Consider the following 23,221-nt stretch of genomic DNA (forward strand, 5'->3'; position numbering starts at 1 on the left):
GTAAGCCAACGATCAACGCCCTTGTTGGTAACGGCATTCAGCTGACGGCAGCGAGTCCAGTCGTGCACAGCGGATCCCGTCCTGACGGGTCCAAAATCATGGCTGACAGAGTTCGTTAGTAACAGAGTCTTCATTGGAAATAGGCAGCCTGCAGTAGTACAAGGAATGCGAAGGGTGAGAACGCAATCCGTTGCCGAGCTCGTGCGAGTCCGGGGCGAAAAGTGAGTATGGATAAACCGCGAATCCGGCGGTAGGGGAGTCGTCAGCGAAGCCGCTACTTTACATAAGATCAATTATCGGCGTTCACAATAGCCGCCCTGCGCGCGATCCGAAGGCTTATTCAGGACTCATCGAGCGTAGTGAGAGAACGTGCGCAGTTGAACTACACCCAGACCTGATGTCAGGCGGGCCGCTCAGCAGCGTCAGAATAGGGTGCGCTGCCTCAGCGATCTATCGCGTCACCTTTCGTTCCACGAGAATGGCTCCATCGTCCACGTGAATGAGGCGTCGCCCTACCCCTATCACCCAGATCCATACCGCCGACCTGTCATTCATGATCATGTCGACTTCGCCCGCAAAAACTTCTTGCTCGTTGAACCTCACTTCTACGGCGCTGCCTGGTCTCAGTCGATACCAGTTAAGTTCATCGGATTCAGCTACAGGGAATTTGTGAATCTTCAACGGGTTTCGGGCTTCCTTCTTGCGTCGGGTGTGTTGCGGCTCGACCTCGACCTCAGCATTGTTCCGGCGGGGATCCTGACACTTTTCTGCACGCGTTGCCGCTTCTCGCTGACTCGTGTCTCCCATCCGCAGGGCCGCCGCATGTTCGTTACGCCGGTAATCGAGTTCATTGATGGCCGACCAGACTGCATGGCGGCGTGGAGGCATCACTTTTTCAGGCCGATTCAGCACGTTGGAGACGGTGCCTACAGAGACCCCCGCTTTTGCGGCGACATCGGAAAGAGTTGCTGGTTTCACGCCTTCCTTTCGACGGGAACTAACGGCATCAGTCATCACCCGAACTCTCCCGTGTGATGATGACGTCCAGGCGGCGAGGGCCGTGGACTCCTTCGACGCGTTCGAGTTCGATGTCGGAGGTCGCACTGGGACCGCTGATCATGGTGAGTGGTCGGGTTCCGTCCAGGCGGCGCAGCGCTTCAGGAAGGATCGCGGTGATGTCCTTGCTGTGAACGATGCAGATGTGGTGATCCGGAATTAGCGAGATTGCCCGGCGGCCTTGGTTCGGGCTGCCGTCGAGGATGATGGTTCCTGATTCTGCGACTGTCACGGCGCTGCCCGTCACTACTGTGTCCGTCCCGTCGAGTTCGGCGATGGACAACGGGCCTGTTGCGCCACCGTCGACCCTTTGCCGTGAGGGATTCGCTTCCCACGCAAGCCAGGTAGGATCCAACCCGATCGGCACCACATAGGTGGCGGCGCCGGATAGGAGTTCTTGGATAGCGGCCGGGACGTCCATTGCATCTACGACGGTGACGCCGGCCTTATAGTCCTCAAGCCGGTCGACGAGCATGTCGATACGCTCAGTTGCATCGGTGGTGCCGTCCAGCCTGTAGTTCCGCGGAATATCCGGGATGGTCGGGGAATCCTTGAGCGCCGTTCGAACGGCGGCAAGAACGTGCTCGCGTGTGCTCATCATTTCTCGTGCTCCTTTTCCCACCAGTCCCGGAACGACTGAGACGGCGGCGCCGGGATGTCACGGCTCTGGGTCCAGCCGGCCGCGATGCCAGGCAGCTTCTTGATTCTTTTGTCCCGTCCGGCAGCGGCGCGGCCGAGGGGAAGGAGCTTTTCGACGGCGCCGAGCCGGCTTCCGGAGGACAGCGCCCAGGACGCGGCTTTGAGGGCCACGTCCATCTGCGAGGGAAGCCCTCCGCGGTGGGCTTCCACGTCTTTACCTCGGAGGTGGACCAGTATGTCGGGGATGTTGATCTTGACCGGGCAGGCATCGTAGCAGGCACCGCAGAGCGAGGATGCGTAGGGCAGTGAGCCGTTCTCTTCGGCTTGGATGCCGGTCATCAGTGGTGACAGGATCGCGCCGATGGGGCCGGGGTAGGTGGAGCCGTAGGCGTGGCCGCCAGTGCGCTCATATACGGGACAAACATTGATACAGGCACTGCAGCGGATGCAGTGCAGCGCCGAGCGTCCCATCTCGTCCGCCAGGGCGTTGGTCCGCCCGTTGTCGAGCAGAATGACATGGAGCTTCGCCGGCCCGTCGCCTTCTGTCACACCGGTCCATAGCGAGGTGTATGGATTCATCCGTTCCCCCGTGGAGGAACGCGGAAGCAGCTGCAGGAACACCTCTAAGTCCGAGAAGGTGGGCAGCAGCTTCTCGATACCCATTACGGTGATGAGGGTTTCGGGCAAGGTAAGGCACATACGGCCGTTGCCCTCGGACTCCACTACGCCCAGCGTGCCGGAGTCTGCGATGCCGAAGTTCGCTCCGGAGATTGCGACCTTTGCTGTTAGGAATTTCTGCCGCAGGTGGGCGCGGGCAGCCATGGCCAGCCGCTGCGGTTCGTCCGTCAGGTCCGGGTCGACGTTCGGCATCTCCTGAAGGAAGATATCGCGGACCTCGGTGCGGTTTTTGTGGATCGCCGGGACCAGGATATGGCTGGGCTTGTCGTGGCCGAGCTGGACGATAAGCTCAGCCAAGTCGGTCTCGTAGGCAGCGATGCCGTGCTCTCCCAGGTATTCATTCATGCCAATTTCCTGGGTGGCCATGGACTTAATTTTCACCACTTCGTCCACGCCCTCGGCCTTGACCAAATCGTGGATGATGCGGTTGGCTTCGTCCGCGTCCCGAGCCCAGTGCACCACACCGCCGCGGGCAGTGACGTTGGATTCGAAGGCTTCGAGTAGCTCCGGGAGCCGGGCCATCACCGATGTCTTCAGGGCGCTGCCGGCCTCGCGCAGGTCCTCCCAATCCGGTAGTTCACCGGTGACAGCCAGGCGTTTGCCGCGGATTGTGGATGTTGCATGCTTCAGGTTGCGGCGGAGCTGAGTGTTGCCCAGCTCGCGGCGGGCTGCGGATGGGAACTTTTCCTCGGCAAAGAGGTTTCCGGAAGCGGGCCGGAGGCCCGGCATGCCAAGCTGAGTGCGAGACATTACTTGACCACCACTTTCACCACTGATTGTCCTGTTGTGCCGGGCACGGCAGCGGGCTCCTGTTTAGTGCTGGCCAGGATTTCCGCGAGATGGAGCGTTGCCACTGCGTCTCCCTGCCGGGATAGGCCGCCGCCAATGTGCATCAGGCAGGAGTAGTCCCCACCTGCGCATACGGATGCACCGGTGCTGCGGATGTTCGCTGTCTTGTCCGTCAGCATGGCCGAGGAAACATCGGCGTTCTTTACGGAGAAGGTGCCGCCGAATCCGCAGCATTGATCCGCTTCTGGCAGATCTCGCATTATCAGGCCCTTTACGCCCCGGAGCAGGTTTACTTGACGGTCGCCGAGTTTGAGCAGGCGCATGCCGTGGCAGGACGGGTGGTAGGTGACGGTGTGCGGGAAGTAGGAGCCGAGCTGCTCCCCTGGGTTGGTAACACCCAGAACGTCCACCAGGAGTTCGGACAGCTCATAGGTCTTCTGTCCGACTGCGGTGGCTCGCTCCTCGAGCCTGGAGTCGCCGACGTGCCGGGCCACCATCGGATGCTGGTGCTTCACCGAAGCGACGCAAGATCCGGAGGGCGCGACCGCGACGTCGTACTCTTCGGATTCGAAGGCGCGGACATGATTGGTCACCACGGGCACGGCTTCCTTGAAGTAGCCGCTATTGACATGCATCTGCCCGCAGCAAGCCTGCCCTTTAGGAAAGACCACCTTGTGGCCTAGCCGTTCGAGGACCGCCACAGTTGCCTGCGCTGCCCGTGGGTACATGCCGTCGACGATGCAGGTGGCAAATAATGCGATTTTCATGAGGGGTTTCCAATTCGGTCTTGCAAGCGGCAAGGACAAGAGAGGGCGATTACTCGGTGCTTTGGAGGGCGCCTTCGTGTCCGGGCAATAGCGGTGCTCCCGGCTCATAGGTGACCAGTCCAGTCTTGGCAGCAACGAGGCGGCGCAGTTCCGGTAATCCGCCGGTGACGGCGCCGGCCGCCCGTGCTTGGACGAGCACGTTACCGAATGCGGTTGCTTCGACAGGACCGGCGATGACCCGTCGCCCGGTCGCGTTGGCTGTGAGCTGGCACAGCAGTGCGTTCTGGGATCCGCCTCCGACGATGTGCACGATACTGATGTGGCGGCCAGTGAGCCCTTCGGCTTCCGCAATGGTCCGGGCATAGCCTGCGGCCAGGCTATCCATGATGCACCGGACAATGTTCGCTGCCCCCTCAGGCAGGAGCGCGCCTGAGTCTCGGGCCGCGGCCCGGATACGGTCAGGCATGTTGCCTGGTGCCGTGAAAGCGGGATCGTCGGCATCAATCTGCGGACCACCCGCAGGAAGTGCTGATGCGGACGCTAAAAGGCTGGTCAGGGACGCTGAGCAACCTTCCGAAGCCCAGGTCCGCTGGCATTCACTCAGGAGCCAGAGTCCGCCGACGTTGCGCAGGTAGCGGATGGTGCCATCAACGCCACGTTCATTCGTGAAGTTGGCTAGTCGACTGGCTTCACTAAGGACGGGCTTATTTAGTTCTACGCCCACCAGGGACCACGTGCCGGAGGAGATGTAGGCGAAGTCATCGCGCAGGGCAGGAACTGCCGCGACTGCGGAGGCTGTGTCATGCGAACCCACTGCTACGACCTTGGTGTCCCGGTCCAGGCCGGTACGAGCAGCCACCTCCGGCAGCAGGGTGCCCACAGTGCGGCCGGGCTCCACCAAAGGCGGGAATATCTGCGGCGGCAGCCCCAGCGGATGGAAGAATTCGGTGGCCCATTCGCCCGCCACAGCGTCAAACAACCCAGTGGTGGAGGCATTGGTGGTTTCAGTACGGCGGACGCCGGTAAGCAAAAATGCGATCAGGTCCGGGATCAGCAGCGCCTGCAGCCCATCAAGATCCTGCTCGGCGGCGAGCTGGTAAATGGTGTTGAACTGCAGGAATTGCAGGCCCGTAGTTCCGTAGAGACAGCGTTCACCGAACTTGGAATGGACCTGTGCGGTTGTGGCCTGGCTGCGCTCGTCTCGATAGCTGAACGGCTGCGCAATCAGCTCGCCGGCGGCGTTGACTAGGCCGTAGTCCACAGCCCATGTGTCTATACCGATACTGGTGACGCGCTCGTTTCTTACCGCAGCCGCTTCTGCTGCAGCCGCCAAACCTGTGAGGACCTCCTTAAAGAGCGCGTCGAAGTTCCAGCGGAGGCCGCCATCCATTTCCACGACTCCGTTCGGAAAGCGGTGCACGGTCTGCAGAGAGGCACCAACGTCGGCCGAGACGCGGCCGAGCATGACCCGCCCGGAAGAGGCGCCGATATCGATGGCGGCGAACACCGCCCCCGTCTCTGGCGGGGCGGTGTTCGCGGATGTTTCAGTAGTCATCGCGAGTGTGCTTACCGAAGGAATGCTGCGGCCACACCGGCGTCGACCGGTACGTGGAGGCCGGTGGTGTGCGACAGTTCGGCTGAGGTGAGTACCGCGGTGGCGTTGGCGACGTGCTCGGGCAGGACCTCGCGCTTGAGAAGGGTGCGCCGGGCGTAGTACTCGCCGAGCTTCTCTTCCTCCACACCGTAGACAGCGGCACGCTTGGCGCCCCAGCCGCCGGCGAAGATGCCCGAGCCGCGGACCACGCCGTCGGGGTTGATGCCGTTGACCCGGACGCCGTGCTCGCCGAGTTCAGCGGCGAGGAGGCGGACCTGATGGGCCTGGTCCGCCTTGGTGGCCGAGTACGCGATGTTGTTCGGTCCCGCGAAGACGGAGTTCTTGGACGAGATGTAGATGATGTCTCCGCCCATCTCCTGGTCGATGAGGACCTTCGCGGCGGCCTTCGACACCAGGAAGGAGCCCTTAGCCATGACGTTGTGCTGCAGGTCCCAGTCCTTCTCCGTGGTCTCAAGGAGCGGCTTGGAGATGGACAGCCCGGCGTTGTTCACAATGAGGTCCAGTCCGCCGAAGGCCAGGACGGCGGCGTCGACCGCTTCCTGGACCTGCTCCGGGTTGGTGACGTCGGCCTGAATCCCGATGGCGACGTCGGGGCCGCCGAGCTCCTCGGCCACCTTCTCGGCGTTCTCGAGGTTGAGGTCCGCGATCACCACGCAGGCGCCCTCGGAAGCCAGACGCGTGGCGATGGCCTTGCCGATGCCTGACGCTGCGCCGGTCACCAGCGCAATGCGGGTGGCGTGAGACTTCGGCTTCGGCATCCGGGCGAGCTTGGCCTCCTCGAGCGCCCAGTACTCGATGCGGAACTTCTCGGACTCATCGATGGGGGCGTAGGTGGAGAGTGCCTCCGCGCCGTGCATCACGTTGATCGCGTTGATGTAGAACTCGCCGGCCACGCGGGCGGTTTGCTTGTTGGCGCCGTAAGAGAACATTCCGACGCCGGGAACCAGCACGATCGCAGGGTCGGCTCCGCGCATGGCGGGGCTGTTTTCATCCGCGTGACGCTGGTAGTAGGCGGCGTAGTCCGCGCGGTACTCCTTGTGCAGTTCCTTCAGGCGCTGTACGGAGTCCTCGACGGAGGCATCTGCGGGCAGATCGAGCACCAGCGGCTTGACCTTGGTGCGCAGGAAGTGATCCGGGCAGGAGGTGCCCAGCGCCGCCAACCGCGGGTGTTCGGAGGCTGCGAGGAAGTCCAGGACCACGTCGTCGTCCGTGAAGTGGCCTACCTGGGCCCGGTCGGTCGAGGCGAGGCCGCGGATGACGGGGGCCAGGGCGGCAGCCTTGGCGCGCCGCTCGGCGGGTGCGAGCGGTGCGTAGCCCTGCAACGGCTCGCCGAACGGGTTGGGGCGGCCGTTTTCGGCGATGTACCGTTCGGCGGTTTCGATGATCCAGAGCGAGTTGTTCTCGGCCTCGTCGGAGGTTTCGCCCCAGGCAGTGATGCCATGGCCGCCGAGAATGGTTCCCACGGCCTGCGGATTCTTCGCCTTGATCGCCGCGATGTCCAGGCCCAGCTGGAATCCGGGGCGGCGCCAGGGCACCCACACCACCTTGTCGCCGAAGATCTTGGAGGTAAGGGCCTCGCCGTCAACGGCGGTTGCGATGGCGATACCGGAATCCGGGTGAAGGTGGTCAACATGGGCTGCGTCGACCAGCCCGTGCATGGCGGTGTCGATGGACGGCGCCGCGCCGCCCTTGCCGTGCAGGGTGTAGTCGAAAGCGGCGACCATCTCGTCCTCGCGGTCCAAACCCGGGTACACGTTGGTCAGGGCACGCAGTCGATCCAGGCGGAGCACGGCCAGGCCCTGTTCCTTCAGGGTGCCGAGGTCGCCGCCGGAGCCCTTGACCCACAGCAGCTCCACCTTCTCGCCGGTGACGGGATCGGTGTCGTTGCCCTTGGCAGAGGTGTTGCCGCCGGCGTAGTTGGTGTTGCGCTTGTCCGCGCCGAGACGGTTGGACCGTGAAATCAGGTCCTGGACTGTCGGGTTGTTGGTGCTCATGGTTATGCGCCCCATCCTGCCTGCTGACCACCCTGGCGGTCGGCGTTGATCTTTTCCTGGTAGCCGCTGGCAGCGTAGGCAGCCATCGGGTCCGCGGGAAGTCCGCGGGATTCACGCCACTGGGCAAGCGCCGGGCGGACATCGGTGTAGAAAGCGTCCATGAAAACCTGGTGTGCAGCGAGGACGTCGCCGGCTTCCTGGGCTTTGGTCAGGGCTTCGCGGTCCACGAGGAGAGCGCGGGCCGTCATCTCCTGGACGTTGAGCACCGAGCGGATCTGGCCGGGGATCTTTTCCTCGAGGTTGTGGCACTGGTCCAGCATCAGCGCAACATTGCTGGACGGTTCAAGGGCGCCGCCGCGGACCACTTCATACATGATGCGGAACAGCTGGAAGGGGTCCGCTGATCCTACGATCAGGTCATCGTCGGCGTAGAAGCGCGAGTTGAAATCGAAGGAGCCGAGCTTTCCGAGGCGGATCAGCTGCGCCACGATGAACTCGATGTTGGTGCCCGGTGCGTGGTGACCGGTGTCGAGACAGACCATGGCCTTCTCGCCGAGTGCGAGGGTGTGGGCGTAGGAGGTGCCCCAGTCAGGAACATCGGTGTGGTAGAAAGCCGGTTCGAAAAACTTGTACTCCAGCACCATACGCTGGTCATCGCCAAGCCGGGCGTAGACCTTCTGCAGGGAGTCGTGCAGCCAGTCCTGCCGGGAGCGCATGTCGCCCTGGCCGGGGTAGTTGGTGCCGTCCGCCAACCAGATCTTCAGGTCCTGGGAACCGGTGACGTTCATGACGTCAATGCACTCGTACATGTGGTCCAGCGCCTTGTTCCGCACAGCGGCGTCGCTGTGCGTCAGGGAGCCGAACTTGTAATCGTCGTCCTGGAAGGTGTTGCTGTTGATCGTGCCGAGCTTGATGCCCAGTCCCTGTGCGTACTCGGAAAGCTCCGAGTAGTTCTCCACCTTGTCCCAGGGGATATGCAGTGCCACCGAGGGTGCAAGGCCCGTCAGTTCGTTGACCTTGGCGGCGTCGGATATCTTCTCCTGCACAGTGCGCGGGGTGCCGGGGGTCTGGAACACCTTGAACCGCGTTCCGGAGTTGCCGTACGCCCACGAGGGCACTTCAATTGCCAGGTTCTTCAAGCTAGGCGCTATTGCCTTTAGATCAACCATTACTTCTCTCCATTACCGCGCGACGGTCAGGCTGTAGTCCCGGAACCGGCGCATCTCACTCGAATAATTGAATCGTTTCATATTACATCGAGATTAGCCCTGATGTACACCACCGTCGGGGTTCGATGGTTCTCGCTCCGACGCCTGCGACGTACCTAAGTTCTTAGTCGGGATCATAAGAACCGCTCCCTTAATGCGGCCTTGATCCGCCATTCCCTAGCTCCCTTTCACCCATACTCGACGGGCCGCAGCATTAGGTGCGGGCTGCACGTCAGCCAGTGGTGGGAGCCAGCGCTCGAGGCACCCCAGATCTGACTGCTACGTCCCAAAACCAAGAGGATGTTACGGGTCAGGCTGTTGACCCATTGAGATCAACAGCCTGACTCGTTGCGTGATACCGCGAGCAATCTAGAAGTCGAACTCGCCGATGTTGTCGGCATTGAAGACAAATGGCTCACCCAGGAGCACGACGCCGTCTGCACCTACTTCGTACTCACCGAGCTTGCCGGCCTCGAAGCTCTCCCCTTCTTCGCCGGTGATCTCGCCCTCGACCAAGGCCTTGGCTGCGAAGGCGCTGAGGTATCCCAGATCCGCGGGGTTCCACAGAGCGAAAGCGGTGATTGTGCCGTCCTCCACGTATTCACGCAGCTGGTTGGGAGTTCCGAGCCCGGTCAGCGCCACCTTCCCCTGGTACTCCGATGTGGAGAGGTATCGGGCGGCCGCGGCGATTCCGACCGTGGTCGGTGAAACGATGCCCTTCAACTCGGGGTACGTCTGCAACAGGGCAGCGGTACGGTCGAAGGAAGTCTGGTCGTCGTCATCGCCGTACACAACATCGACCAGCTCGATGTTCGGATGATTCGCTGCCAGTTCTTCCTTCATGATCTCGATCCAAGCGTTCTGGTTGGTGGCGTTGGCCGCCGCCGAGAGAACGGCGATCTGTCCCTCATCACCGATCTGTTCCGCGATGAGGTCAACCTGGGACTTCGCGATACCCTCCGCGGTTGCCTGATTGATGAAGAGGTCGCGGCATTCCGGATTCGTGTCGGAGTCGAAGGTGACGACCTTGACCTCAGCATCACGCGCTTCATTCAGCGCATCACAAATGGCTTCGGGGTCGTTCGCCGATACAACCAAGGCGCCAACGCCTTGTTGAGCAGCAGTTTGAATGTAGCTCACCTGCGCTGTTGGGCTCGCTTCGGTCGGGCCGACTTCAGCGAAGGTTCCCCCGAACTCCTCAATCGCCTCTTCGCCGCCTGCGTTGGAGGTGTCGAAGTACGGGTTGCCCAGGTTCTTCGGGAGGAACGTGATCTCCAGATTGGCGTCAGATCCTTCGGCGCCGCCTGCTGCGCCTCCTTGTTCCCCACCGCCTCCGCAGCCGGTGAGCACGATTGAGACGCCAAGCGCCATGGCGGTGAGGCCGCCGTATCGGCGTCCTCGGTTAGATGTGAACATCCTTTTTTCCTTTCCAGATCCGGGTGAGTCCGGACATTGTTTGGCTGAAGCTTTGATGGATTTGAAGCTAGGATTCGCGTTTTTGCGCCGGTGACGCAGCGGGTGATTTACGCCGGCGGTGGAACCAGGCCAGAACACTCGCCGAGACGACGGACAACACCAGGAGCACACCGGTAAGGACGTTGATGAGGTCAGCGGTCACGTCGGCCAGGCGGAGGGCGCTGCCCATGATCCCGATAAGAAGTACTCCAGCGATAACGCCGTGGATAGCGCCGCGGCCTCCGAAGATCGACACACCACCGAGGAGTACGGCTGCGATGATCTGCAACTCCATACCGGTGGCGTTGTCTCCGCGAGCGTTGCTATAGAGCAGGGTGAAGTAGACGCCAGCGAAACCTGAGACGGCTCCACTCATCACGAAGAGGATGAACTTTGTGCGGCCCACGTCTATACCGGAGAAGGCAGCCGCTTCCTTATTCATCCCAATCGCGTAGAGCGAGCGGCCGAACGGCGTGAAATGCAACAGTGCTGCGAACGCCAGTGCAAGCACGATGAAGGGGATCATGATGACCGGGATCGGCGTGCCGGGGATGTTCTCCTTGGCAAGGTCCGTCCAAAACTCCGGGAAGTCGGTGATGGCCGTCGTTCCGAGAAGCCCGACTGCAATACCCCGGAACAAAGCAAGGGTGCCGATTGTGACCGCCAGGGAAGGCAGCCCCACGACAGTTACCAGGAACCCGTTGAGGGCGCCGGCTATTGTGCCAATCAAAATGGCGACGACGGCGGCGACCGCCATCGGCCAACCAGCCTGGGTTAGTACTCCAGTCATTACGCTCGAGAGCCCCACGATGCTCGCCACTGACAGGTCAATCTCTTCAGTGATGATGATGAGCGTCATTGGCAGCGCAATCAGCAAGATCGGTGCGATGTCTCTGAGCAGGAAGGTCGCCGTGAGGGGACTATCGAAGTTCGGCACTGTTGCCAGCGCAATCGCTATAACTGCGAGCAACAGGCCGATGATGGCCGCTTCCCGGGTGAACAGGGCGCGACGCCACCCTGGCTGGGCGTACGCCTTATATGTGCGTGTAGTTCTGGTTTCCGGTGTGACGGTGGTCATCGTTCTTCCTCCCTGGCTTCCAGGAGCTTTCGGGATTGTTTGAGAGCTAGCACGCGATCGAGGACGATCGCGCCAATAATCAGAGCGCCGACAACTGCCCTTTGCCAGAAGTCCGAGATTCCCAGGATCGGAAGGGCACGGTTGATTGTGAGCAACAGGTACGCTCCGATGGCGGCGCCCCAGAGCGTTCCGACTCCGCCAGAGATGGCAACTCCCCCAATCACCGCTGCACCGATTGCCTGCAGCTCCCAGCCGGTGCCGGCACCGGAACTGACCGTCCCGTAACGCGCGGCGTAAAGTGCCCCGGCCAAACCCGCTAGCGCTCCGCTGACGATGAAGGCCATCAGCACCCGCCGGGTTACAGGTAGGCCGTAGAGGTGAGCCGCAGAAGGTTCGGATCCGATCGCATAAAGCTCCCTGCCACCCTTTGCGTTCCGGAGGTACCAGGCAGCCGCCACAAGTACCGCGGCCGCCAGGAGCGTCAGATAAGGAATCCCGAAGATCTGACCTGTACCGAGCCCTCGAAAGCCGGCAGGGAGATCGGATGCGTTGATTCGGTCGCTGCCCGCCCAGGCGACGTTGATGCCGCGGTATATATACAAGGTTCCCAATGTGATGACGAGGGCCGGGACTTTGGCGAAGGCGACGAGTGCCCCGTTGATCAAGCCGAGGACGGCGCCTGTACCGATGGCAATTAGGAACACCGCGATGGACGGTATGCTCGGCAGGTCGATGAACAGCCGCCCGGTCAGATACGCGGTCAGGCCCATTACCGATCCCACGGAGAGATCAACGTTGCGGGTGATGATCACTATTGCCGAGCCAACGGCGATGAGCATGAGGAGCGACGGCGTCAGGAGAAGGTCGCGGAAGCCGTCTCCAGAGAACAGGAAGTTGGGGTTGCTGGCCGTGGCCACAATGATGATCAGAATGAGCGCGAGGAGAATTCCGGTTTCGCGCGCCCCGAAGATGTTCTTGGCGACGCGGCCGATTCCCCGCGAGGAAGGCTTAGTCAGAGTGGCAGTCATCGGGCGTGTTCCTTCTCGGCGGTTGCTGCGTACATCACTGCTTCGGGAGTGGCTTCTGCCCGGGAGAATTCGCCGGTGAGCTGGCCTTCCCTCATCACCAATACTCGGTCTGCCATTCCTAGTACTTCCGGAAGTTCTGACGAGATCATGATGATGGCCAGGCCCTGCTGGGCCAGTTCCGAAAGAAGGCGGTGCACTTCGGCCTTCGTCCCGACGTCAATTCCCCTGGTGGGTTCATCGACAATCAAGAGCCTAGGGTTGGTTGCCAGCCATTTGCCGAGCACGACCTTCTGCTGATTGCCGCCGCTCAGTGTCCCCGTTTGAGCATCGAGGGCAGCGGTCTTCACCTCGAGTCGGCTTGACCAGTCAGCGGCGGCAGCATTTTCTTTCGAGTTCCAGATCAGTCCTGCTTTGGTGAGCGAACCGCGAATCGCCAACGTGATGTTGCGACCAACGCTGTCGTCCAGGACCAAACCCTGCTTACGGCGATCCTCCGGTACCAGGGCCAGCCCTTGCGCCATAGCGGCGCGGGGATTGTTTTTCGGCATCCTCCGTCCAAGCAGCTGCACCGAGCCGGAGTCATAACCGTCAACGCCGAAGACTGCCCGGGCTACTTCGCTTCGCCCAGCACCCACGAGACCAGCCAAGCCGACAATCTCACCAGCCCGGACAGTGAAGCTGATGTCATGGAAAACACCGGCGCTGGTAAGGCCTTCAACCCGGAGAACCTCCTCCCCTATCTCTGCAGGCAGCTTGGGAAAGAGCTCCGCCACGTCACGCCCAACCATTTGCCGAACCAGATCATCAACCGTAGTTGCACTGATGGCACTGGTGTCGATGTAGCTTCCATCGCGCATAACCGTGACCTTGTCGCAGAGCGAAAACACCTCGTCAAAGCGGTGCGAGATGAACATCAGAGCGCGGCCCTCATCCCGCAAGCTGCGCGCAACTGCGAAAAGCCGTTCAACCTCCACCCCGCTCAGCGCTGCAGTCGGCTCGTCCATGATGAGCACCCGCGCATTCAGCGAGATGGCCTTGGCGATCTCAATGATCTGCTGGTCCGCGATCGACAGACCTTCTGTAACCCTGTCTGGGTCAATGGCCACACCTAGACGCTTAAAGGTCTCCTGAGCTTCCGCGCGCATCGCCTTGCGATCGATTCTTCCGAACCGGTTCGTCGGCTGGCGACCCATAAAGATGTTCTCGGTGACCGACAGATGGGGGAACAACGTCGGCTCTTGATAGATGACTGCGATGCCCGCCGCTTTCGACTGGGCCGTCGTATGAAAGTCCACCTCCTCACCACGAAGGCGGAAGATCCCCTCGTCACGCCGATACAGGCCAGCGATGATCTTGACGAGCGTTGATTTACCCGCGCCATTCTCGCCGATTAGCGCGTGGATCGAACCTTGTTCGAGCTTGATTGTTCCCGAACGAAGCGCCACTACGGCGCCGAAAGATTTGGCTACGTTGGCAAGTTCGAGCGCAGGCGGCGCGACGGCCGTAGTGCCTACCGACACGACATCTCCTCCTCGAGGTGCGTTGAGTGAATCGTTTCATTTGAACGATTCAGGCAAATCCTATGTAATCCAGGCCACAAAAGTCAAGGACACGACTGTGACTCATACCCACCTTCTCCTGCAGGGAGGTGGTGGCGGCTGCAATGCCACGGATCACGCCCCCCACCGATTTGCTGCTCATAAGCAAACCACATAGTTCACTAGCTTGCGATAAATATGTCCTCGTGGTGAACTACTTAAGCTAGATTGGGCCAACAGCGCCCGGGTCGCAGACGACTCGCGCGTCGCCACAGTGGCGAGGCCCCCAGCGCCATGCCCGCTCGGTGCTGCGTTCTCGACGTTCAAGGAGGAACTCGTTGTGAGAATGAAAAAGGCTGTTGCGGTGATCGTAGGTGCACCTTTGGTGCTCTCGACGCTCTCCGCGTTTCAAATGCCACCCATACCGCGAGCATCAGCAACCAGCGAATTCGAAAGCAAGCTGGAGTCGATACTCAGCGAGGTTGAGCCCAAGTACCGCCCTGAGGTTCGGTGGTGGTTAGCGGAGGGTCTAAATACGGACAAAACTCTTCGCGATGAGGTCAAATGGCTTGCCGATGCCGGGTTTGGTGCTACCGAATTCCTCGCAATGCCGGAGGACGGAGCGCCAGACGAAATCTACGGCTGGGGGTCCGATGAATGGAACGCTGACAGTCAGCTCATCATGGAGGAAGCTACTAGCCGCGGTTTGGGCTTCAGCCTAACCAGTGGTGCCAACTTCTCCCACGCGAATCTACCTGATACTTACAACTGGCAGGGCTCTGCCTTCACTCCTGACAACAAAGCCTCATCCAAGTCGCTTAACTATTCAACGATCATGCTGAAGCCTGGGGAGCAGTTCTCGGGGAAGCTTGCGCGACCTTCCCATGATGTGCCGGAAGAGGTCAAAGACATCGTCTTTCAAGGCGCTGTAGCAGCCAAGGTTACAACCCCTCGAGCCGGAGCAGGTGTCGACGGAGCTGAAGGCTCCGGAACCGGCGAGATCGATTTCACCACACTCACCGACCTCACCTCCGATGTCGTAGAGGCCGAGGGTGAATACTCCTTGGAGTGGAAGGCGCCCGAGGATGGCGAGTACGCCATCTTCACCTACTGGATGCATGGCACAGCCCAGACAGGTGACCCTTCGGTCGCAACGAACTACACCGTGAACTACGTCGACAGCTATGGCATCGAGGCCCTGAAGGACTACTGGGAGGAGTTCGTCCTCACCGAAGACGTTCGCCACATTCTTGAGCAGAGCGGGCGAGGCGAGATTTACATGGACTCCTTGGAACTCGACTTCCCGGGAGCCGCGAGCACACTATGGGGCTACAACTTCAAGGAGGAGTTCCTCGAGCGACGCGGGTACGACATCACGCCGTACCTGCCGCTCATCGGGGCGGACGGCGCACTGTTCGTCGTCAAGCCGGCGCGCACGTGGGATTACACCGTCGCGGGCGAGGAACATCAGGACCAGCTGGTGAAGGTTCGTGCCGACCTCGACCGCACTATGACCGAGATGTATATCGAGAACGTACTCAAGCCGCTGCAGACCTGGCTGCACTCTCTGGGGATGCAACTCCGGGCAGAACCGTCTTACGGCATGAACTTCGAAATCTCTACCCCAGGCAAATACCTGGACGACATTGAAACGGAGTCATTCGCGCATGAGGGCGATGTTGACCTCATCCGAGGCATGCTCGGATCGGCGAACATGTATGGAGTGCCTTTGTCGAGCGAAACCGGTGCCGTAGGCGGACGCAACTACTACTACGACATGGACTATTGGACAAACCTGTCCTACCTACAGTTCGCCGGGGGCGTCAACAGAACGGTCTTCCATGGGCATTCCGCGATTGAAGGATCCGAGGAGGACACTGCATGGCCTGGACACGAGGGCATGTCCACATTCTTCTCGGACCGGTTCGGCGATCGTCAACCAGCGTCTGAGATGTACCCGGAATGGACTGAAATGCTTGGGCGCAATCAAAAGATTCTGCGGCAAGGGCAACCTCAGCGGGACATCGCCATCCTGCGTACTGACCACTCGTACAACAACTACCCCAACTTCTCGTTCAGCACCCCAAGTCTGCCCGAGAATAACTCTGCGATGCATAACGATCCCTGGTACTGGCAGGACATGTCGCTGCAGCATGCCGGCTACACCTACGACTACTTCTCGGAGCAACTGCTAGCGGACGAGAGCAACGTCGAATGGACGGATGGGGTCCTGCAACCCGGCGGCCCGGCCTACCAGGCGGTCATCGTGTACCAGGAATCGATGGACTTCAAGAGCGCAACCCGACTGCTCGAGATGGCAGAAGACGGTGTGCCGGTTCTGTTCGTCAATAACACAGTCGAGACGCTCAACAGCCGCGCTCCGGACGTCACGTACGCGCAGGCCGCTTCGAAAAGCTCGACGCTCGTCCAGCACACGGACGCCGAGCTCCAGGCTGTGGTCGCTGAGATCAAGGCTCTGCCGAATGTGAGAGTGCTCGACAATCAGAGCGACACTTTGGCCACGCTGCGCGACATGGGCGTGGAACCTCGGGTCGCATACAGCGAGCCGAACGATAAGCTCCTGACAGTATCGCGCCTTGATACTAAGGAAAACATCCTTTATACGTTCGCATACAGCTTCAAGTTCGACACGAACAAGGGAGAGGAACCGCACACCTTCGACCTGTCGCTTGCTGCGCCGGGTAAGCCATATGTCATCGACGATTGGACCGGCGACGTCAGCGCCATGGGTGCCTACGACGTAAGCGATGAGCGTACGAACGTCCAATTGACCCTGAAGCCTGGGGAAGCTGAGATCATCGCTCTCGACCTCGATGACCCGGCAGCGGGAGTGCATGCAATCTCGACTACCGCTGACCGAGTGGTTGAGGACAATGGGGTGCGGTCGATTCTGGCTACGGAAAGCGGGGAATACACAACCAATCTCAGTAACGGTCGTGCGGTGCGCACGAAGGTCAAGGTCCCGGAGAAGATCGCGCTCGAAAATTGGGACATTAGGGTCGAGGACTGGAATGAGGGCGACAAGGTCGTCAATACTGAATCCAAGTTCGGACATGAGACGCGCGAAGCCTACTACACCACCAAGAAGACGGAGCTCCGCTTTTCTGACAGCACACTGCTGCCCTGGAAGGACCTCCCAGCGACGGACGAACAGCTGACTCAGCTATCGGGCAAGAACCCGTCTATGTCGCAGGTATCCGGTGTGGGAACATACGAGACGACATTCGAACTTCCCCGCAACTGGAACGCGAAGAATGGCGCCGTCCTGCGGATTGGCTCGACCAACGGCGAACAGGCGCGAGTCGTCGTCAACGGCAAGACTGTGGAAGGGCTTGACCTGCGCACGCTGGAGGTCGACGTCTCGGATTACCTTGTCAAGAACCGACCGAACACTGTTCAGATAATCGTCGCGACCACGCTTACCAACCGTATGCTCGCACGCGGTTATCCGACACCTGGTCCCGTGCAGGACTATGGAATTACGGGCGCGGTAGAGATCGTGCCCTACACCCTCGCGCGCGTACCTAACCAGGGCTAGACGGGTAGGCAGCACACCCTACGCAGCACTGCGGGGCCCGGCTCTCAGGCCGGGCCCCGCTTTGCTTGCTGTGCCATACCCGCGTGTGCACATCGGGTAACGTATCAAGGATGAGTGACGAGGATACTGCGACCCGCACTTGCGAAGCGCGACAGAACGGAGGCGTCGATCTGACGCCTATTATTGGTTCAGATCCTCTAAATCTCGTTCTCTCGATTTCTACGATCATTCACCACGCGGACAGCGAAGCGGTGAGACGAGCGGTCATGTCGGCTATCGGTTTCCCCGTCGATGATGTGTCTATGTTCTTGGTAGTGAATCACCTCGCCTACCGGGGAGCCATGCGTCCCTCAGAGGTGGCCGTGATGCTTGGCACAGGTCGCGCCAACGTTACGAGAGTCGCTCGTGCCCTGATCGACCTCGGCCTAGTGATCCGAGTTCCATCTACCGATGACGCCCGCAGCGTCCTTCTCACATTGACGCCGCAGGGCCGTGACTACGCTCGCCGCATCATCGAACAGAACGAGGAGTTTCTCAAAAGGTTGCTCAGTGACTGGAGTGTAGAAGAGGTCGACTCTCTGAAGCGGATGATGGCGCGGCTTGCACGGCAGTGGACCTCGGCGATGGCGGACACTGGCAACCATGCTGCTTTGGCGAGGCAATGGCAGCTGTGATTTGCACCCGATTAAGTACTAGCCGCTACTTGAGCACCCACCGCTGATAGTCCACGGTTGATTACGCGCTGCGGGAAGGCAGGTGTATGACGCAGCCGAGCTACGGAAAGACGTAGGCGACATAGTCGCCCACGAGCGTGAGGGGGCTTGCCTTTGGAAGAATCACCGCGGCGTGCGTTCGAGCGATTCACTCGTTTCCACAACGGCTACCTGATCGGGCTGTAAGAGTCATGAGCTCGCGAACCCGCGGCTAGGCCGGCCGGACGGCTGCATGAGCTATTCCGGCTCGGAATCGGACACTCGTGCTTGTGTGGAGAGTGCCGTGAAGGCTCTTTTGCCCTCATCCGAAGGGGGCATCCCAGCAAACCCAAGCTTTTATAGGCCCCCGCATCCAATCTCCCCACAATGTTCTTGCCCTGGGCATATAGACGGCATTGATTCGCAGCTCTTTGTAGAATTGTTCCGTCCCGAGCCTTGCGCCGGAAGATCCGCGATGGTGCGGCCGGCACATACCCTCGGAATCCGTAGCGACGTGAAGCTGCGCAACTTAGCGTCTGGGGCCGCCGCGCCCATTCAACGGCTGACATAGGAACGGTGAGCGACGCGCTACGCATGGCACTGCGGTACGTCGGCGTGAACCGGTTCGCTAGGCTTATGGCATGGTTACCATCAGGGATGTTGCAGCGGACGCGGGCGTGGCACGGAGCACCGTTTCTTACGTCTTGTCCGGAAAGAAGAAGCTTCCTGATGCCACCCGTCAGAAAGTTCTCGAGAGTGTAACAAGGCTTGGCTACCGTCCTGATCCCATGGCGCGTGCACTCGCACTTAAGCGCACGAACATCTTGGGCTTCTTGGCATCGATTGATACGAGCTCTCACGAGTCTGACATCAGTGTGTTTATGAGCTTCGTTCGGGCGGCGATGTATGAGGCACGGGCCCGTGGATTCGATCTTTTGATGATGGGCAAGGGCGACGATGAACTGCAGGGCGATATGCTGGCGGACGCACTCGTCGTAATGGATGTACGCCTGGATGATCCCCGCCTTCCCGCCCTCACTGAAATCGGGCTGCCGACGGTTCTCGTAGGGTACCCCGGCGAGGGAAGCACTTTCAGTTCCGTCGACTTGGACTTTCAGCAGGCCGGCGAAGTGGCCGCGGCGCATTTGATCGATCTAGGGCATACGCACATTGCGGTTGTAGGACCGCCTTCGCCGCAGTCCCTGGGAGAACAACCGGGTTTCACTCGCAGATTCCTCGACGGGTTCATCATGGAGTGCGATGCTAGAGGCGTGCGCGGCGCAGTCATCGAATATCGGGCTGGGCCTGAAGGAGTGAAAGATTGGCTTGCATCAGCTGAAGAGACGCTTCCGGAACTCAGCGCCATCGTCGCAGCTGCTCCGGGCGTGCTTGAGCCCTTCCTTGATGCCCTTCAAGGAAGGGGTGTTTCAATACCGCAAGATTGCTCTGTCATGACAGTTGCTCCCGCTGAGACCATGCGCTCCTTGGATCTGCCTATCACCGTTATAGATCTTCCTGGCAATGAGATGGTCCGCCGCGCAGTGAATCTGGTGCTAGACGAGCTCGTCGGTACCGCGAAGCCTGGACTCGTCGAACTCATGCCAGCCATTTTGTGCGATCTTGGCTCAACCACCCGCCACTTGCCGGAAGGGAGCGGGTCGGTATTCGCTCCTACCGCCCAAACGCGTACGTAACACGCCTTTCAGGTGACGTAGTATTAGCTCCCCCGAGCCGACGTACTATTAGCCCCCGCGAGCTGGCTATTGCTCAGTTGCAGCTGTTATCGGTTCCCGTCACCATCTGATGCCTAGTACTTTTTTTGAGCCCTTAACCTTACGCTCTGGCCCGGATCCCCGCGTTGTTGGACCCTTCACAAATATCAGATTGGTTACCCCGGGAGAGAACCGGTTCTCCAAAACTATTGAACCGGTTCTCCAACTCCGCTAGCCTTGCCTTGTTCGTTCGGAACATGGCCCTCTGACACGGATCAGCGGCCTTCCGAAACGGCGCAACCGCCCGCCCGGTGCGGTTGACCCGGTATTCAAGGAGGAATGCTATGCAGCAACGTCATAAGCGCACTGAAGCGTCACTTGGTATGACCGTCGTCTTGGGACTCGCCTTGTCCGCCTGCAGCGCAGGAGCGTCGTCCGATTCGAGTAACACACTCACTCTATGGGATGCGTACACGCAGTACGACGAGAACTCCCCCTACGGCAAACTGATATCGGGCTGCGAATCGTCGACCGGAATTTCGATTGAACGCACGTCCGATCCAAGCCTGGAAACCAAGTTCCTGCAGGCCGCATCGTCCAAGACCACTCCTAACCTCATCGTGCTGGACAACCCCTCCGTGGCCCGGTTCGCCGATGTGGGCTTATTGGTCGACAACGAAGCCTCTGGTCTTGATACAGCCGATGTGCTGCCAAATGTACTCGCTGCCGGACAGCTGGACGGCAAGACCTACGGATCCTCTCTCGGATCAAACACCCTAGCGCTGTTCTACAACAAAGATCTCCTCAGCGCCGCAGGCGTTCAGCCGCCGACGAACTGGGAAGAGCTGAAGGCGGCCGCAGTTGCCCTGAGCACTGGTGATGTAAAGGGTCTTGGCTTCTCCGCCTCCGGGAGCGAGGAGGGGACGTTCCAGTTCCTGCCCTTTTTCTGGGGTGCGGGCGCCAGCCTCGAGGACATCTCCTCACCCGAAGCTGTCGAAGCGCTAACGCTTTGGGTCGACTTGGTGCAGAGCGGCGCCGCCTCCGAGGCGAACGTGAACACCAACCAGCAGGATGTACGCGACCAGTTCCTGGCAGGAAAGCTCGGCATGATGGTGAACGGCACATGGCAGCTCTCAGCGCTCGACGAAGCTGGGCTGAACTACGGCGTCATCCCACTTCCGGCGAAGAACGGCGAGGCGGCGCCCAGTCCCCTCGGTGGCGAGTTCATTGAGGTCGTAGTAGCGGATGCGGAGATGCAAGAGCTCTCTACAGAGTTCGCTCAATGCATGATCGATCCTGCAAATCTAACGGAATGGGCTGCGGGGCAGTCGTACATCATGCCGTATCCGGACGCTGCAGCTGACCAGGCCACGGCTGACTCAGCCCTCGTGCCCTGGGTAGAAGCAATCACTGCCGCTCAGGGACGGACGGCTGAACTCGGGGTGGCCTATCCGGAGACTTCCAAGGCTCTTTACACTGCGATTCAGGAAGCCCTGACCGGATCGAAGACACCACAGGCGGCGCTCGACGACGCCGCGGCAAGCCTAGAGAAGTAGGTCACAGTGTCTGTCCGAGATGCCACCCGCGCCTCGACGCGGAGCGAAACCGCGCCGCAGCCCACGCTTCGCCCTCGTCGCCTCCGAAAGGCTCAGTCCAGTATCGCGGCCATCGGGTTCATGGCACCGGTGGTGGTCTTCCTACTGATCTTCTTTATTTACCCGATCATTCGGGGCGTCATATTGAGCATGCAGGACTTTGGGCCGACAGCTTTCATCACTGGCGAGGCTCCCTTCGTCGGCTTCGACAACTACATCGCAGTCGTGACAGATGCGGTCTTCCCCCTGATCGCGTGGAACACTGTCGCGTTTACAGTTGCCTCCCTTGCCGGCCAATTCAGTATCGGGCTGGTTCTCGCCTTGTTCTTCACTCGCCGTTTCCCGCTGTCAACGACCTTCCGTTCACTCATCCTGCTGCCCTGGCTGCTTCCCCTGATTGTCTCCGCCACAGCATGGCGGTGGATCTTCGATCAACAGTTCGGTGTCCTGAACTACGCGCTAGGAGCCCCGATCGGATGGTTGACTGACCCTTCTGTATCACTGTGGGCCGTCATCCTTGCGAACATATGGCTTGGTATCCCGTTCAACATGATCCTCCTATATGGCGGCCTGCAAGGCATCCCGGAGAACTTGTACGAGGCGGCGTCACTGGACGGAGCGACGCGCTGGCGGACATTTTGGAGCATCACCTGGCCTCTACTGAAACCCGTGAGTGCCGTAACCCTGCTCCTGGGTCTCGTCTACACCATCAAGGTCTTCGACGTCATCTGGATTCTTACTAAGGGCGGCCCAGCGAACAGCTCCAACACTCTGTCCACGTGGTCCTACCAAACCTCATTCACGGACCTCCAGTTTGGCGTCGGAGCCGCCGCGGGAGAAATCCTCGTTGTCGTGGCGCTCGTCTTCGGCTTCATCTATGTTCGAGCCCAGCGCAAGGAGGCCCTCCGATGAGCGTCATCAGTTCTTCCTACCGAGACAAACTAAGAACAGAACGAGCTAGGAAGAGCCGTACCAAGTCACCGGTTCTACGATGGGCAAATTTTGTCTGCGCCGTTGTGCTGTGCGGATTTCTGCTCTTCCCGCTCTATTGGATGGTCAACGTCTCACTCACCAAACCTGAACATTTGATACAGAGTCCTCCTTCTTTCCTGCCCTTAGATCCGACGTTGGATGGCTATCACCAGGCCATATCAACCCAATTGCCGAATCTTGGCTCGAGCCTGATGATTTCGATAGGGTGCGTAATCCTAACTCTGGCGATCGCATTACCGGCCTCGTTCGCGATGGCCAAGTTTAGGGTTCGCGGAACAGGCCTGGTGATGTTCGTATTCCTGCTCGCGCAGATGATCCCCGGAATTGTGCTTGTCACGGCCCTGTTCGCGATTTACAACGCCTTCGGGCTCCTTAACACCTACCCGGGCTTGATTCTTGCAAACGCAACTGGTTCAGTTCCGTTCGCGGTCATCGTGCTGCGCGCGTTCATGTTGGGGATCCCAGATGAGCTTCTGGAAGCAGCCAGGATCGACGGCGCAAGCAACTGGCGCGCATTCGTGTCGATTGTCCTGCCGTTGAGCCGCAACTCCATCGTTACCGCGGCGCTGTTCTCTTTCCTCTTCGCCTGGGCGGACTTCCTGAACGCGAACTCACTCACATCTGGTAACAGCATCGTGCCGTTTACGCTCGGGCTTTATCGATACATCGGGTCCACCACAACTAACTGGAACGGGATTATGGCGACCGCTGTAATCGCCTCTATCCCTGCCGCTATCCTCCTCATCGTCGCTCAGCGCTACGTAGCCGCAGGTGTAACAGCCGGAGCCGTCAAAGACTGACGCTAGCACCAGGCGCTGGCGCTTT

Annotated in this window: 17 protein-coding genes and 1 pseudogene; 7 read left to right on the plus strand and 11 right to left on the minus strand. The window is 60.2% G+C overall.

The window, feature by feature from the left end; genetic code table 11:
* Positions 1-450 precede the first annotated feature (450 nt).
* The 11 genes from M1D74_RS17390 to M1D74_RS17440 all read right to left on the minus strand — a co-directional run bounded on the left by M1D74_RS17390 (position 451) and on the right by M1D74_RS17440 (position 13,827).
* Entirely contained in the window at positions 451-1,014 is a 564-nt protein-coding gene (locus M1D74_RS17390; protein WP_458117220.1) for a LacI family DNA-binding transcriptional regulator, read from the minus strand.
* The gene (locus tag M1D74_RS17395) at positions 1,007-1,654 is read right to left on the minus strand and encodes a LutC/YkgG family protein (protein WP_458117368.1); all 648 of its coding nucleotides are present in this window, start codon (positions 1,652-1,654) and stop codon (positions 1,007-1,009) included. Before M1D74_RS17395 ends, M1D74_RS17390 begins: the two co-directional genes overlap by 8 nt.
* A complete protein-coding gene (locus M1D74_RS17400; RefSeq protein ID WP_458117221.1) occupies positions 1,654-3,123 on the minus strand; it encodes a LutB/LldF family L-lactate oxidation iron-sulfur protein in 1,470 nt (489 codons plus the stop codon). Before M1D74_RS17400 ends, M1D74_RS17395 begins: the two co-directional genes overlap by 1 nt.
* Positions 3,123-3,929: a (Fe-S)-binding protein gene (locus M1D74_RS17405; protein ID WP_458117222.1), complete on the minus strand. Its 807-nt coding sequence runs from the start codon at positions 3,927-3,929 to the stop codon at positions 3,123-3,125. The genes M1D74_RS17400 and M1D74_RS17405 overlap by 1 nt, the downstream gene beginning before the upstream one ends.
* Before the next feature lie 49 nt (positions 3,930-3,978).
* Positions 3,979-5,484: a rhamnulokinase gene (locus M1D74_RS17410; RefSeq protein ID WP_458117223.1), complete on the minus strand. Its 1,506-nt coding sequence runs from the start codon at positions 5,482-5,484 to the stop codon at positions 3,979-3,981.
* Between the two features lie 11 nt (positions 5,485-5,495).
* Positions 5,496-7,538: a bifunctional aldolase/short-chain dehydrogenase gene (locus tag M1D74_RS17415; RefSeq protein WP_458117224.1), complete on the minus strand. Its 2,043-nt coding sequence runs from the start codon at positions 7,536-7,538 to the stop codon at positions 5,496-5,498.
* 2 nt (positions 7,539-7,540) lie between these two features.
* Positions 7,541-8,707, minus strand: coding sequence for an L-rhamnose isomerase (rhaI, locus tag M1D74_RS17420; RefSeq protein WP_458117225.1), 1,167 nt, complete (start codon positions 8,705-8,707; stop codon positions 7,541-7,543).
* Positions 8,708-9,115: 408 nt separating this feature from the next.
* Positions 9,116-10,162, minus strand: coding sequence for a rhamnose ABC transporter substrate-binding protein (gene rhaS / locus M1D74_RS17425; RefSeq protein WP_458117226.1), 1,047 nt, complete (start codon positions 10,160-10,162; stop codon positions 9,116-9,118).
* Positions 10,163-10,229: 67 nt separating this feature from the next.
* Positions 10,230-11,279 carry an ABC transporter permease gene (locus M1D74_RS17430; RefSeq protein WP_458117227.1) on the minus strand — a complete coding sequence of 350 codons (1,050 nt, stop codon included), beginning with the start codon at positions 11,277-11,279 and terminating at the stop codon, positions 10,230-10,232.
* The gene (locus M1D74_RS17435) at positions 11,276-12,307 is read right to left on the minus strand and encodes an ABC transporter permease (RefSeq protein WP_458117228.1); all 1,032 of its coding nucleotides are present in this window, start codon (positions 12,305-12,307) and stop codon (positions 11,276-11,278) included. Before M1D74_RS17435 ends, M1D74_RS17430 begins: the two co-directional genes overlap by 4 nt.
* On the minus strand, positions 12,304-13,827 hold the full coding sequence (locus tag M1D74_RS17440) for a sugar ABC transporter ATP-binding protein (RefSeq protein ID WP_458117229.1): 1,524 nt from the start codon (positions 13,825-13,827) through the stop codon (positions 12,304-12,306). The genes M1D74_RS17435 and M1D74_RS17440 overlap by 4 nt, the downstream gene beginning before the upstream one ends.
* Positions 13,828-14,191: 364 nt before the next feature.
* Between M1D74_RS17440 and M1D74_RS17445 the strand changes: the two genes are divergently transcribed.
* The 7 genes and pseudogenes from M1D74_RS17445 to M1D74_RS17475 all read left to right on the plus strand — a co-directional run bounded on the left by M1D74_RS17445 (position 14,192) and on the right by M1D74_RS17475 (position 23,196).
* The gene (locus tag M1D74_RS17445; protein WP_458117369.1) at positions 14,192-17,404 is read left to right on the plus strand and encodes a glycosyl hydrolase; all 3,213 of its coding nucleotides are present in this window, start codon (positions 14,192-14,194) and stop codon (positions 17,402-17,404) included.
* A 110-nt stretch (positions 17,405-17,514) separates the two neighbouring features.
* Complete coding sequence (locus M1D74_RS17450) at positions 17,515-18,078, plus strand: MarR family winged helix-turn-helix transcriptional regulator (protein ID WP_458117230.1); 564 nt, start codon at positions 17,515-17,517, stop codon at positions 18,076-18,078.
* 659 nt (positions 18,079-18,737) lie between these two features.
* A pseudogene (locus M1D74_RS17455) lies at positions 18,738-18,869 on the plus strand (LacI family DNA-binding transcriptional regulator); the annotation flags it as partial.
* A gap of 108 nt (positions 18,870-18,977) precedes the next feature.
* On the plus strand, positions 18,978-19,790 hold the full coding sequence (locus tag M1D74_RS17460; protein WP_458117370.1) for a LacI family DNA-binding transcriptional regulator: 813 nt from the start codon (positions 18,978-18,980) through the stop codon (positions 19,788-19,790).
* Positions 19,791-20,152: 362 nt separating this feature from the next.
* Entirely contained in the window at positions 20,153-21,364 is a 1,212-nt protein-coding gene (locus tag M1D74_RS17465; protein ID WP_458117231.1) for a sugar ABC transporter substrate-binding protein, read from the plus strand.
* A gap of 6 nt (positions 21,365-21,370) precedes the next feature.
* On the plus strand, positions 21,371-22,315 hold the full coding sequence (locus tag M1D74_RS17470; protein WP_458117232.1) for a carbohydrate ABC transporter permease: 945 nt from the start codon (positions 21,371-21,373) through the stop codon (positions 22,313-22,315).
* A complete protein-coding gene (locus tag M1D74_RS17475; RefSeq protein WP_458117233.1) occupies positions 22,312-23,196 on the plus strand; it encodes a carbohydrate ABC transporter permease in 885 nt (294 codons plus the stop codon). The genes M1D74_RS17470 and M1D74_RS17475 overlap by 4 nt, the downstream gene beginning before the upstream one ends.
* Positions 23,197-23,221 lie beyond the last annotated feature (25 nt).

This window comes from Arthrobacter sp. D2-10 (genome assembly GCF_054161285.1).

What these genes read in the sequence shown, in the direction of transcription:
- M1D74_RS17390 (WP_458117220.1), bottom strand. Translation starts at nt 1,014, where the DNA reads ATGACTGATGCCGTTAGTTCCCGTCGAAAGGAAGGCGTGAAACCAGCA.
- M1D74_RS17395 (WP_458117368.1), bottom strand. Translation starts at nt 1,654, where the DNA reads ATGAGCACACGCGAGCACGTTCTTGCCGCCGTTCGAACGGCGCTCAAG.
- M1D74_RS17400 (WP_458117221.1), bottom strand. Translation starts at nt 3,123, where the DNA reads ATGTCTCGCACTCAGCTTGGCATGCCGGGCCTCCGGCCCGCTTCCGGA.
- M1D74_RS17405 (WP_458117222.1), bottom strand. Translation starts at nt 3,929, where the DNA reads ATGAAAATCGCATTATTTGCCACCTGCATCGTCGACGGCATGTACCCA.
- M1D74_RS17410 (WP_458117223.1), bottom strand. Translation starts at nt 5,484, where the DNA reads ATGACTACTGAAACATCCGCGAACACCGCCCCGCCAGAGACGGGGGCG.
- M1D74_RS17415 (WP_458117224.1), bottom strand. Translation starts at nt 7,538, where the DNA reads ATGAGCACCAACAACCCGACAGTCCAGGACCTGATTTCACGGTCCAAC.
- rhaI (WP_458117225.1), bottom strand. Translation starts at nt 8,707, where the DNA reads ATGGTTGATCTAAAGGCAATAGCGCCTAGCTTGAAGAACCTGGCAATT.
- rhaS (WP_458117226.1), bottom strand. Translation starts at nt 10,162, where the DNA reads ATGTTCACATCTAACCGAGGACGCCGATACGGCGGCCTCACCGCCATG.
- M1D74_RS17430 (WP_458117227.1), bottom strand. Translation starts at nt 11,279, where the DNA reads ATGACCACCGTCACACCGGAAACCAGAACTACACGCACATATAAGGCG.
- M1D74_RS17435 (WP_458117228.1), bottom strand. Translation starts at nt 12,307, where the DNA reads ATGACTGCCACTCTGACTAAGCCTTCCTCGCGGGGAATCGGCCGCGTC.
- M1D74_RS17445 (WP_458117369.1), top strand. Translation starts at nt 14,192, where the DNA reads ATGAAAAAGGCTGTTGCGGTGATCGTAGGTGCACCTTTGGTGCTCTCG.
- M1D74_RS17450 (WP_458117230.1), top strand. Translation starts at nt 17,515, where the DNA reads ATGAGTGACGAGGATACTGCGACCCGCACTTGCGAAGCGCGACAGAAC.
- M1D74_RS17460 (WP_458117370.1), top strand. Translation starts at nt 18,978, where the DNA reads ATGAGCTTCGTTCGGGCGGCGATGTATGAGGCACGGGCCCGTGGATTC.
- M1D74_RS17465 (WP_458117231.1), top strand. Translation starts at nt 20,153, where the DNA reads ATGCAGCAACGTCATAAGCGCACTGAAGCGTCACTTGGTATGACCGTC.
- M1D74_RS17475 (WP_458117233.1), top strand. Translation starts at nt 22,312, where the DNA reads ATGAGCGTCATCAGTTCTTCCTACCGAGACAAACTAAGAACAGAACGA.